This is a genomic window from Streptomyces sp. NPDC055966 (assembly GCF_042269865.1).
Classification (GTDB): Bacteria; Actinomycetota; Actinomycetes; order Streptomycetales; family Streptomycetaceae; genus Streptomyces.
The window spans coordinates 44,003-55,427 of record NZ_JBHJYK010000008.1 but is presented as its reverse complement, the minus strand read 5'-3'; the positions used below and the strand labels follow the sequence as shown (position 1 = coordinate 55,427).

General features: G+C 74.1%; 10 protein-coding genes. 2 read left to right on the top strand and 8 right to left on the bottom strand.

Annotated features, from left to right (window positions below; all coding sequences use genetic code 11):
* Positions 1-50 precede the first annotated feature (50 nt).
* Positions 51-1,028 carry a phosphotransferase gene (locus ACFC8N_RS18465; protein WP_376288809.1) on the bottom strand — a complete coding sequence of 326 codons (978 nt, stop codon included), beginning with the start codon at positions 1,026-1,028 and terminating at the stop codon, positions 51-53.
* A 28-nt stretch (positions 1,029-1,056) separates the two neighbouring features.
* Positions 1,057-2,139, bottom strand: a complete 1,083-nt coding sequence (locus ACFC8N_RS18460; RefSeq protein ID WP_376288808.1) for a hypothetical protein — start codon at positions 2,137-2,139, stop codon at positions 1,057-1,059.
* Between the two features lie 80 nt (positions 2,140-2,219).
* Here ACFC8N_RS18460 and ACFC8N_RS18455 point away from each other — a divergent pair, with 80 nt between their 5' ends.
* Entirely contained in the window at positions 2,220-3,791 is a 1,572-nt protein-coding gene (locus tag ACFC8N_RS18455) for a hypothetical protein (protein WP_376288807.1), read from the top strand.
* A gap of 176 nt (positions 3,792-3,967) precedes the next feature.
* Here the strand turns inward: ACFC8N_RS18455 and ACFC8N_RS18450 are convergent, their stop codons facing one another.
* The 5 genes from ACFC8N_RS18450 to ACFC8N_RS18430 all read right to left on the bottom strand — a co-directional run bounded on the left by ACFC8N_RS18450 (position 3,968) and on the right by ACFC8N_RS18430 (position 9,435).
* Entirely contained in the window at positions 3,968-6,580 is a 2,613-nt protein-coding gene (locus ACFC8N_RS18450) for a SpoIIE family protein phosphatase (RefSeq protein ID WP_362818437.1), read from the bottom strand.
* Between the two features lie 336 nt (positions 6,581-6,916).
* Positions 6,917-7,330: an ATP-binding protein gene (locus tag ACFC8N_RS18445; protein WP_376288806.1), complete on the bottom strand. Its 414-nt coding sequence runs from the start codon at positions 7,328-7,330 to the stop codon at positions 6,917-6,919.
* A gap of 142 nt (positions 7,331-7,472) precedes the next feature.
* On the bottom strand, positions 7,473-7,988 hold the full coding sequence (locus ACFC8N_RS18440) for a (deoxy)nucleoside triphosphate pyrophosphohydrolase (RefSeq protein ID WP_356026488.1): 516 nt from the start codon (positions 7,986-7,988) through the stop codon (positions 7,473-7,475).
* Positions 7,989-8,018: 30 nt separating this feature from the next.
* Positions 8,019-8,210: an SPOR domain-containing protein gene (locus ACFC8N_RS18435; protein ID WP_356026583.1), complete on the bottom strand. Its 192-nt coding sequence runs from the start codon at positions 8,208-8,210 to the stop codon at positions 8,019-8,021.
* Positions 8,211-8,682: 472 nt separating this feature from the next.
* A complete protein-coding gene (locus ACFC8N_RS18430; RefSeq protein WP_356026485.1) occupies positions 8,683-9,435 on the bottom strand; it encodes a GntR family transcriptional regulator in 753 nt (250 codons plus the stop codon).
* Between the two features lie 254 nt (positions 9,436-9,689).
* On the opposite strand from ACFC8N_RS18430, the gene ACFC8N_RS18425 reads away from it, so the two are divergent.
* Positions 9,690-10,937 (top strand): serpin family protein, encoded by a 1,248-nt coding sequence (locus tag ACFC8N_RS18425; protein WP_362818435.1) that lies wholly within the window; start codon positions 9,690-9,692, stop codon positions 10,935-10,937.
* On the opposite strand, the gene ACFC8N_RS18420 is transcribed toward ACFC8N_RS18425, so the two are convergent.
* Positions 10,900-11,340, bottom strand: a complete 441-nt coding sequence (locus ACFC8N_RS18420) for a MarR family transcriptional regulator (protein WP_356026581.1) — start codon at positions 11,338-11,340, stop codon at positions 10,900-10,902. The two genes, ACFC8N_RS18425 and ACFC8N_RS18420, sit on opposite strands and share 38 nt — an antisense overlap.
* Positions 11,341-11,425 lie beyond the last annotated feature (85 nt).

Below are 11,425 nucleotides of genomic sequence, written 5' to 3'. Positions count from 1 at the left end.
ACCGCGGCCGGGCCGCTCGGCCGGCACCCGCGGGCGCAGCCCGCCGACGGTCAGCGTTTCACCAGGTCAAGGGCGTGTGCCAGGTTGTGCTCGGCGATACCGCGCATGGATTGGGCAAAGGGGAAGTCCCCGTCGAGCAGCCGCAGCGGGCCGGCGACGAGGTTGAGGTGCAGCGCCAGCCGGTACAGCCGCAGCCGTTTCTCGTCCAGGCCGTCGGCGCGCAGGACGTCGTAGTGCGGCCCGAAGCGCAGCCGCAGGAAGACGTGCTCCCACTCGGCGTCGAAGTACATCAGCCCTTCGATGTCGATCAGGGCGGGGTTTGCGTGCTCGTCCAACAGGACGTGGTCCGGGCCGAGTTCGCCGTGGACGAGGACGTGGTCGGCGCGCGGGCGGACCTCCGCGGCCAGGGCGTGCACGGCGTCCTCCAGCCGCTCCCGGGCGGCGGCGGCCCGCGGCTCGCGTACGGCGGTCTCGGCGATGTCGGCCAGGGCGCGGTCGGTGACCAGCCGGGCGCAGGAATCCCCGTGTGCCGTACCGCCGTTGTCGATCACGGCCACCTTGCCGTGGGCGGCGGAGCGGGTGCCGTGCAGCGTGCGCAGGGCATCGGCGAGCCGGTGCAGTGCCGGGAGGGCGGCGGCCGGATCCCGGCGCAGCGCCTCCTCCAGGCTGCCACCGCCGCCCAGGTCCTCGACCACGGCCGCGCCCGCCACGGGGTCCGCGTGGAGCAGGCGGGGGGTGCGGACGCCGGCGGCGGTGAGGCGGTCGTGGGCGGCCGTGAACAGGTCGAGCCCGGAGGCGTGCGAGAAGGGGGCGCGGGGATCGGCACCGGTAGGGCCCCAGTAGTCCTCGTCCGGCGCCCAGACGTAGGCGACCGCCGTGCCGCCGTCGTCGAGGCGGAGCCGGTAGACGCCCTTCTTGGAGCCGCCGCGCAGCCGGGTGACGGCGCGGAGCGTGCGGTGCGGGCCGAGGGCGGCGCGGGCGAGGGGCGCGAGGTCGGCGCGGGTCCGGGGCTGTCGGGTCTCGGTCACCGGCCCCACTCTGGCGCACAGGAGGAGCTCAGCGAACCCAGTTTTCCCGGTAGGCGCGCCAGTCGGCCTCGGTCGCCGCGAAGTCCACGTACAGCGCGACGCCGAAGCGGACCCGGTCGGCGTCGGTGCGGGACAGGCCGAGCCGGACCCCGCGCACGGCGGCCGGGACGGTCTCCGCGCGGGCCCGGTGGCCGAAGCGGTTCTCGTGGTAGAAGGGCAGGCCCATGAGCAGGTCGGTGGTGTCCGGGGTGACCTCCAGGGCGAGGCTCGTCTGCTGGGCCACGTAGCCGCCGTACAGGCTCTGCACCGGCTGCATGGTGTCGTACGACATCACGGCGATCTGGTCCACGCGCCGCGCCACCTGCCCGAAGTACGCCTGCGACCACCACTTGGGGTGACCGGTGGTCGTGCCCCAGAGGGAGTGGAACGCGGGCAGCGGGTCGATCTGGTGGGCGGCGACGGACAGCAGCGCGTGCCGGGCGTGGGTGAGGGTGCGCAGGCCGTCCAGGAGGGAGAGGTAGTGGCGGTCGCCGGAGTGCAGCGGTTCCAGGTCGACATGCACCCCGTCGTACCCGGCGGCGAGGACGCGGCGGGCCGAGACGAGGACCGCGGCGCGGGTGGCGGCGCGCTCCAGGTGCAGCCCGTCGGGACTCTCGGTGGCCAGCTGGTCGCCGAGCCAGGCCTGCACCCGGACCCCGGGCAGCTCCCGGTGCACCGCCGAGACCAGCAGGCGGGCCTTCGGGTACGCCGAGTCGGGCAGTGTGCCGTCGTGCTCCAGCGGGCCGGAGTGGACGTACAGGTCGCGGATGCCGGTGTCCTTCAGCCGCCGGGCGAGTGCGCGCACGTCGGCGTCGTTCTTACGGCCGTCGACCCAGGCGTGGCCCAGCCAGAGGGCGTCCTGGCCGCGGGTGCTCGTGCCGGGCGCCGGGGTGCCGGTGTAGTTGACGCGCAGGGCCGTCTCGGCGGTGAGGAGGGGGACGAGCACGAGGGCGAGGCCGGCGAGGGCGCAGCGCAGGACGCGCCGGCGGAGCCTCTTCTTCCGGCTGCCGCCGGCCTCCCCGGAGGAGATCCGGTCCCTCTCGCGGTCCCGCTGCCCGCTCCCGTTGTCCATTTCCGGCCCCCTCTTCCCTTGTCCCCCGCCCGTATCCGTCCCGCTCGCGAACGCGCCTACCTGCCCATACGCTCCGAAATGTGACGTCCTCCTTGATCCGGGGCCGGCCCCGGCGCGCCACGGCGCACATACGGGTGCGGCTGGCGCACGCCGTGCTGGGGGCCGCGGCCGGGGTCGGGTGGCTGGTGTTGCCGGTGATGACGGTGACGACACAAGATCCGGTTCCCGCGACGGCCGACAGAACGGTCGCGAGCGCCGCCGCGCCCCAGCAGGACGGTACGTCCACGGCCGACCTCGTGCTGCCCCTCGTCGCCGGGGGCGCGGCCGTGGCGCTGGCCGGTTACGGCTGGCTGCGCCGTACCCGCCGCGCCCGTACCCGCACGACTCCGGGGGTCGTCCCGGCGGCCCCGCCCGCCCCCACCGCGGCGGACTTCGACCGCCAGGCCCGCACCGCGCTGGTGACGGCCGACGACTGTGTCCGTACGAGCGGGGAGGAACTCTCCTTCGTCCGGCAGCGGTTCGCACGGCCGGACATCGAGGTCTTCGCCCACGCCCTGCGGGCCGCCGAGACCGAGCTGTCGGCCGCGTGCGCGATCTGGCGGCGTTACGAGCAGGGGGTGCCGCGGGACCCGGCGGCCCGGCGGCAGGCGCTGGTCGGGGTGATCGGCCGGTGCGCGGAGGCCGGGCGCCGGCTGGACTCCGAGGCGGCGGAGCTGGACCTGCTGCGGGGGCTGGAGGGGCCGGGGCTGGGCGAGGCGCTGGAGGCGGCCGAGGGACGCTTCCGGGAGCTGGCGGGGCGGACGGTGACCGCGCAGGAGACGCTGGCCGCGCTGCACGAGCGCTACGCACGGTCCGCCGTCGAACCGGTCACCGGGTACGTCGAACAGGCCAAGGACCGGCTCGTGTTCGCCACCGCGCGGCTCAACGAGGCCCGGCAGGCCGCCGACCGCGACGACGGCGACCTGGCCGCCCGGCAACTGCGCGCCGCCGAGGGCGCGGTGGCGCAGGCCGGGGTGCTGATATCCGGGGTGGACCGGCTGGCCTCGCAGCTGCGGGCGGCGGCCGGTCTGCTGCCGGCCGCGCTGACCGGCGCGGAGGCGGAGCTGGCGGCGGCCCGGCGCGAGGGCGGGAGCAAGCCCCTGCCGTACGGCGAACTGCACGCCCGGCTCACGCACGCGGACACCGTGCTGGCCACCGCGCGCGACGAGATGACGTCGGGCCCGTACGACCCGCTGGACGCCCTGTACCGGATGACGCGGGCGGTGGAACGTCTGGAGAACGGCCACGCGGGCGTGCTGTCCGCGGCGGCCCTGCTGGTGGCGCGCGGCTCGGTGGCCGGGGCGGAGGAGTTCATCGGGGTGCACCGGGGCGCGGTGGGCCCGGAGGCCCGGGTACGCCTGGCGGAGGCGGTGCGCGACCTGTCCGCGGGAGACGTCGCGGGGGCCGACCGGGCGGCCCGGGAATCCCGGGACCGGGCCGAACAGGACGTCCGCTCCCACGGCACCCCGTACACCGCCGCCGCCACGGCCGCCCCCGGTGTGCCGGGCGCGGTCCTGGGCGGTCTCCTGCTCGCGGAGGACGAGGACGGGGGCCCGCCGGCCTGCTACGGGGGCCCGGAGACGAGGGGCCGCCGCCGTCTGCCGCCACCGTGACGGCGAACCGGAATCGGCCCCACCCGACCCGCCTCGGCGGAGGTCGGCCTCGGCCGACCGAGTCGAGTCCGTGCGCGGAGCCGACGGGCGAGAGCCGGCGGCCGGGGCCCGGCGGGGGAGAACCAGCGAGCCCGGTGGGCGGGGAGTCGGTGGGTCGGCGAGACGGCGGGCGGCGGTCAGAAGAGGCTCAGCAGGGCCTCCGCCGGGTCGGTCAGGCCCGTTTCGGCGCCGGGCAGCGGCAGTTCGAACCACACCGTCTTGCCCCGCGGGGTGCGGCGGGAACCCCAGGCCGCGCTGAGCAGCCCCACCAGCTGCAGCCCGCGGCCGCCCTCGTCCGTGTCCCGGGCCCGCCGGCGCCGGGGCTGCACCAGCCCCGAGTCCCAGACCTCGCACACCAGGGTCCGGTCCAGCAGCAGCCGCAGCCTTATCTCCCCCTCGCCGTACCGCAGCGCGTTGGTGACCAGCTCGCTGACGAGCAGTTCCGTCGTGTCGACCAGTGCCTCCAGGTCCCAGCTCTGCAGCTGGTCCCGGGCGAACTCCCTGGCCCGGCCCACGCTCTTCGGCTCGCGCGGCAGCGTCCAGTCGCCGACCGACTCGGCCGGCAGCCCCTGCACCCGCGCCATCAGCAGCGCGATGTCGTCCTCGCCGTGATGGGTGTCGAGGGTGTTGAGGACGTGGTCGCAGACGTCCTCCAGCTGCGGGGCGGGATCGCTGAGCGCGCCGACGAACGCCTGGAGTCCTTCGTCCAGCGGGTGGTCGCGGGACTCGACCAGGCCGTCCGTGTAGAGGGCGAGGAGGGCGCCCTCCGGGAGTTCGACCTCGACCTCCTCGAACGGCTCGCCGCCCACGCCCAGCGGCATGCCGGGCGGCACGTCCAGCATGAGCGCGCTCTCACCGGGCTCGACCAGCACCGGCGGCAGATGGCCGGCGTTGGCGAACGTACAGCGTCTGGTGACCGAGTCGTACACCACGTACACGCAGGTCGCGAGGTACACCTCGGACAGGTCGACGTCGCGCGGCTGGCGGGCCGTGCGGCCGGCCTGCTGGACGCCCCCCGGTGTGCCGAGGCCTCGCGCGATCTCGTCCAGCGCGGAGAGCACCTCGGCCGGTTCGAGATCCAGCAGCGCCAGGGTCCGTACCGCCGTGCGGAGTTCGCCCATGGCCACGGCCGCGCGCAGGCCGCGTCCCATCACGTCGCCGACCACCAACGCCGTACGGTGGCCGGGCAGTTCGATCACGTCGAACCAGTCGCCGCCCACCTCGGTCGCCGCGTTGCCGGGCAGATAGCGGCAGGCGATGTCCAGCCCGGAGGCCTCGGGGTCGCCGGGCGGGAGCAGGGACCGTTGCAGGATCAGCGCCCGTTCGTGCTCCCTGCGGTACAGCCGCGCGTTGTCGATGCAGACCGCCGCGCGCGCCGCCAGCTCCACCGCCAGGTCCCGGTCGCGGTCGCCGAACGGCTCGCTGCCCTTCGTCCGGGCGAACTGCGCGAGGCCTACGACGGTGTCGTGGGCCACCATCGGCACGGCCAGCGTGGACTGCACGAGGCCGCCGTCCTCGGCGGGCACGTGCTGGGGCCGGGCGGTGCGCAGGGCGTCGGCGCACGGCGAGGCGAACGGGAAGTGGTGGACGGCGCCGACCGCGACCCGCTTGCCGGTGATCCCGAGAGGCGCGCCGGAGACGGCGCTGGCGTAGGCGACGCGGCGCAGTTCCGCGCTGCCGTCGGCCCGGCCGGGCGGGGTCTCGTCGCCGGTCAGCAGCCCCTGGTAGAGGTCGACGGTGGCGAGGTCGCAGAAGCCGGGGACGACGACGTCGAGGAGTTCGCGCGCGGTGGTCTCCAGGTCCAGCGAATTCCCTATGCGGGCCCCGGCCTCGTTGAGCAGGGCGAGGTTGCGCCGGGCCGCGGCGGCCTCGCGGGCGGCGGCCCGGCGGGCGGTGATGTCGGTGCCGAGCCAGGCGATGCCGATGGGCCGGCCGCTGCCGCCGTGCACCCGGTAGAGGTTGACCGACCAGTGCCGGCGCTCCGCCGAGTTCGGCACGTGCCCGGTGACATGCATGTCGGTGATGGACTGGCCGCTCTCCAGCACCCGGCGCAGGGTGGCCGAAACGCGCTCCGCCTCGCCGCGCGGCAGATAGTCGTGCACGCCCTTGCCGCGGTGGTCGTCCGGGGAACCGCCGAAGATGGAGGCGAACCGCTCGTTGGCCCGACGGACCCTCAGATCCGTGTCGATCAGCAGGAACCCGAACGGGGACTGGCCGAAAATCGCCTGGGACGCGGCGAGGTCGGTCTCGATGCTGCGCAGCGTGCGGACGTCGACGACGATGCACACGGCGGCCTTCTCGCCCTCGGCGGTCCGGGTGGGCATGACGTAGACCTCGGCCAGCCCCTCCTCGCCGCGTGCGCCGTCGGGCGTGTCCGGCATCCGGAAGGGCACGACCCCGGTCCACTCCCGCCCGTCGAGGATCTCGGCCATCTTGCGCTGGCCGTGCTCGCGCAGGTCGGGATCGACGAAGGCCTCTATGGGGTCCATGCCGACGGCGCGTCGGGCGGGGATGCCGAAGAGCTGCTCGGCGCGCAGGCTCCACTGGTCGACCAGTCCGCCGGGGCCGATGGAGAAGGACGCGACCCGGATGTAGTCGTAGATCGAACCGGGCGGGCTGCTCTGCCACATGGCGTCGCCGGGTACCGCTTCGCGCCGCGCGTCGCCGTGTACGGCAGCCACCGCGGCCTGGTTCCTCGCGCCGTCCGACGGGTCCTCGGACTCCGTGGCCTTCGCTGGTATCTCGCTCACGCGAACCGTCCCCTCCAGCTCACCGCGCCCGGCACCGGTCACCGGGAGCGGCTGCCCGCAGTATCCAGCACTACGGCGCCGCACGACACGGTGTTCACGATCACAGCATGGTCCAGGTGTTTTTCGGACCAGTCCGTGACAACACTTCCACTCTTCTAACCAGGGAGCACGCCCTCGAATCACGCAGTCGGTGACGGGTCGTGTGCCCGGGGCGCACGCGGGACGTGCGTCGCCGTCCGTACACCCCTGTGCCCCTCGTGTGCTCCCCCATCACCCCGGTCCCGCCGATGCGTCGCTCCGCTCCCGTCCGTTCATCACTACTGACCCGTCGGCACGTCACCGCGGCAACGCGAGTTCGAACCAGACGGTCTTTCCGCTCGCGCCGGGCCGGGTGCCCCAGCGGCGCGAGGAACCGGCCACCAGTTGCAGGCCGCGCCCGCCCTCGTCCTCGGGGCGGGCGACGCGCTCGCGCGGCGGGTCCGGGAGCGGGTCGGAGACCTCCACCAGCAGCGTCCGGGCCCCGTCGAGCCCGGCGGGACGCACGAGCCGTACGCCGATGGGGCCGGTGGCGTGCCGCAGCGAGTTGGTGACCAGCTCACTGACCAGCAGCGCGGTCAGGTCGGCGACGCAGTCGAGACTCCAGCCGTGCAACTGGCCGCGGACGGCGGCACGCGCGGCGCGTACGGCTCCCGGCTCGGCGGGAAAAGTCCACTCGGCGCAGTCACCATCGGTGTCGATCACGCCGATCACTTCCCAGGCCAGCGAGCTTCACCCATGTCCGGTTTCGTGGGGTTAATGGGCACATACCCGATATCCAGTGGGCAGTACCGTGCGACGGGGCGCACAGTGGCACGAACGGCGTACGCGGCGCTCCGCACGGGGAGCCGTCCCCCTAGGAGCCCGGGTGGCGTGGTTGCCGTGCGGCTGCGGGTCCTTGTGGGTCGCCCGCGCCCCGCGAGGCAGCCGCGTGTCCATGGAGTCCCGCGCCCGATCGGGCAGCCACCTCCCGGACCGCCGGGACGTCCTGGTCCAGCCAGGCGACGTCCCAGATCTCGTCCGGCGTCAGCCAGCGCAGCGCGTCGTGGTCCTGGAGGGGCCGGGGCGCGGGTGAGCCGGGGAGCAGGCGGGCGGTCCACACCCGCAGGACGTACGGCGCCCTGAGCGGCCACTCCCCCGGCACGCGCTCGACCGGCTCGGCGTCGACGCCGAGTTCCTCGCGCAACTCGCGCGCCAGGGCGTCCTCGGGACTCTCGCCCGGCTCGACCTTGCCGCCGGGCAGCTCCCAGCGTCCGGCCAGATCGGCGGGCGCGCTGCGGCGCGCCGCGAGCAGCCGGCCGCCGTCGAACAGGGCGGCCCCCACCACCACGATCCGGTCCGCGCGGGGTGTCTTGGGCGTGCTGGGCGTCATGCAGCGGAGCCTACGGGAGGCCACCGAGGGTCAGTTGCGCGCGCCGTCCCCGTTCTGGCCGATGCGCTCGACCCAGTAGACCTGTTTGTGGCCCCGGTCGTCGAGGCTGTCGGCGATCTTCTGGGCCTCGGCCCGGGTCGCGTACCGGCCCACGCGGTAGCGATTGCCGCTGTCGTCCTGCCGTATCACGATCCAGGGCAGGGAGACCGTCCCTTCATTCACGGCTCCCACCGCCCCCGGCACTCCTTGTCGCATGGCCGCACCCTCCCCCAGTCTCGGCGGCGCTCGTGCAGGGGTACCCCCGTCCCGCCTCGGCCCCCCGCCGGGCCCCGCCTAAGGAAACCGCAATCCGCATATGCCCGAGCGTACGCCCAACCTTTACTCAGCGAATACGCCTTTTCACAAAGAGGTACGCAACCAGCCAGAACACCGGGGGCGCACGCGTACGAATGCGCCGTCGTGAGCGCCACCGCCGTGCGGCGCAGGCATATCCGAGTGACCGGTGACCACCTGGGAAAACGGCCGGATCGCGGCGGCACGCCAAGGCCGGGAGGCGGGCGCGCGACCGGGACGTCCTGCACACGGAGCGCCGAGGGTGTGCGCTACCTCACTCAGAGGGGCGCACGCACCCGCTCACCGACGGCCACGCACCTCCGCTCACCGGGCAACCATTGAACGTGAACGGCCGCGCCGGTCACTTCACCGGCAGGTGGTACGCCACCCGGTACCGGTCCGCCGGGATCACCACGTCGGCGGTCTCCACGGGGCGGCCGGAGGCGTAGTACGTGCGCTGGATGACGAGGACCACATGGCCGGGGACACCGCCGAGCACATGCAGCTCCTCGGCGAGGCCGGGGCGGGCCCCGACCTCCTCGGTGACGTTGTCCACGATGACGTCGATGGCCCGCATGCGCTCGGCCACGCCCATCCCGCCGAGCGGCCCTTCCTCGGGCAGCATCACCGGGGTGCGGCCGGTGAGGACGAGGGGCTCCCAGGAGGTGGAGAGCATCATGGGCTCCCCGGCGTCCCGGAACAGGTACTTGGTGCGCATCACCCGGTCCCCGGCCTGGATCGCGAGCCGCTCGGCGATGGCGGCCCCGGCCTGCGCCTGCTCGCTGCTGGACTCCCAGGTGCCGCGCACGGAGGCGTCGGCCTGCTCCTGCCGGAAGGGCGTGGCACCGCCCGTCGGACGGTATCCGGAGCGGGCCACCCGGCGCGGCACCGGCCGCTCGCGCACATACGTCCCCGAGCCGGAGCGGCCCTCGACCAGCCCCTCGGCCATCAGCACCTTGCGGGCCTCCAGCGCGACCGTGTCCGAGACGCCGTACTCCTCGCGGATGCGGGCCTGGGAGGGGAGACGGGTGTGGGGCGGCAGCGAACCGTCGACGATCTTCTTGCGGAGATCACCCGCGACGCGCAGGTACGCCGGCTGCTCACCGAAAGTCACTGGCCGCTCCCATCAGGTTGTACAGACAGCAACAGCGTGGCAACCGTGGGTTGTGCCGTGCAAGCAAAGGCCAGAGAATCACTCGATGTGATGACACGAGGCGGGGGAGGGCTTTACCCAGGCACTTTCTCCCCCGTATAGGCGCGCTCACACCTCCGCCCGGCCTGCTCGTCGCCTCCACCGGGGCGCGGGACCCGGACTCCGGTACCGATACGGTGCTTCCGGGCCGGAACAGTCACAGAACGGGGGCGGCAATGACCACGGCAGGAACGACCCTGACGGGGAGTCGGGCGGACGCGGGGGCCGTCCGGGCGGTGAACGCACTCACCCGGCGGTGGGCGTCGACCGCGCAGGACGGCACGGTGTTCTCGGCGACGGGCGTCTGGCCCCTGCTCGCGTTCCTGGCCGACGGCGCGGCGGGCCCCGCGCGCGCGGAACTGGCCGAGGCGCTGGGGGTGCCGGCCGACCGGGCTGCGGGCGCGGCACGGGAGTTGCTGGCCGCACTCGCCTCGGTCACCGGCCTGGACGCGGCGCTCGGCCTGTGGACGTACCAGGGCCTGACACCGCGCGAGGAGTGGCGGGCCGGGCTGCCGGCGGGGACGTACGGGGTGTTCGGCGACGACCTGGTCACCGCGCAGGAGCGGCTGGACAGGTGGGCGTCCGAGCGGACCGGCGGGCTGGTCGAGCGCATGCCGGTGACCCTGACCCGGGACGCGCGGATGGTGCTGGCGAGCGCGCTCGCGCTGCGTACGACCTGGCGCCAGCCCTTCGACGAACAGCCGCTCCGGCCGGACGCGGGCCCCTGGCGGGGCCGTACCCTGCGCGGGCTGCACCGGCGCGGCCCACGCCCGGACCGGGTGGGCGTGGCGGGCACGCCGTACGGCTTCGTGACGGCGCTGACGGTGCCCGGCGACAACGGCATCGACGTCCACCTGATACTCGGCGAGGAGCGGATGACGCCGGGTCAGGTGCTCACGGCCGGGGTGGAGATCGTGGAGCGGGCCCTGCCGCTCACCCCGGGCGGCACGCTGCCGCACGGGCACGTGGGCCCGGGCCTGTACGTGGAACAGCAGCCGACCGTCAGGCCCGAACCGCCCTCACTGGACGTACGGACCGTGGCGTACGAAGTACGCGCCGATCACGATCTGCTGTCCCTGGCCCCGCTGTTCGGCCTGACGACGGCGTCGGACACCGGCCACGGCCACTTCCCCGGCATCAGCCCCCACTCGCTCGCCCTCGGCCAGGCCCGCCAGTCGGCGCTGGCACAGTTCGGCCCGCTGGGCTTCCGCGCGACGGCCGTCACGGCGGTCGCGGAGGTGTACGGCAGCGCGCCGCCACAGCCCCGCTACGAGTCCACGGTCGTCCGCGCCGTCCTCGACCGCCCCTTCGGCTTCCTCGCCGTCGACCGCGAGTCCCGGCTGGTGCTGGTGGCGGGATGGGTGACGGAACCGGCGCCGGAGCGGGTCATGAACTTCCCGGGCGCTGTTCCTCCAGGACTCTGACGCAGCGGGCCAGCAGCCCGGTCAGCGCCTCGCGTTCGGCGTCGGTGAACTCGGCGCCGAGGGCCCGCTCGACGCGAACGGCGGCCGTGTCGGCCTCGGTCATGACGGCGCGGCCCGTGTCCGTGAGCCGGGTCTCCAGGACGTTCCTGTGCCACTCGTGCGGGCTGCGGGTGATCAGGTCGCGGTCCTGGAGGTTCTTCAGGACGGTGTTCATGGTCGGCGGAGTGACCCCGCACAGCCGGGCGAGGGCGGCCGCGGAGATGCCCGGGTTCTCGTCGAGGTGGAGCAGCGCGGCGTACTGGGCGACGGTCAGTCCCGCCGGTTTCAGGACCGCCGTCTTCGTCGCGTTGAGGGCCTGCTCGGCCCGCTTGAGATGGGAGCCGAGGCGCTCGGACGCGGGCATGGAGGTCACGAGCCCAGGTTAGTGCAGTGGTGATGCGGTGATTAATGCACTGGCGATGATTAGGGTTCTAATCTAGATTCGTATT

Bases quoted from the DNA above. Each gene is read 5' to 3' on its own strand.
- ACFC8N_RS18420 (WP_356026581.1), bottom strand. From the start codon at position 11,340: ATGCCCGCGTCCGAGCGCCTCGGCTCCCATCTCAAGCGGGCCGAGCAG.
- ACFC8N_RS18460 (WP_376288808.1), bottom strand. From the start codon at position 2,139: ATGGACAACGGGAGCGGGCAGCGGGACCGCGAGAGGGACCGGATCTCC.
- ACFC8N_RS18425 (WP_362818435.1), top strand. From the start codon at position 9,690: ATGACCACGGCAGGAACGACCCTGACGGGGAGTCGGGCGGACGCGGGG.
- ACFC8N_RS18440 (WP_356026488.1), bottom strand. From the start codon at position 7,988: ATGACGCCCAGCACGCCCAAGACACCCCGCGCGGACCGGATCGTGGTG.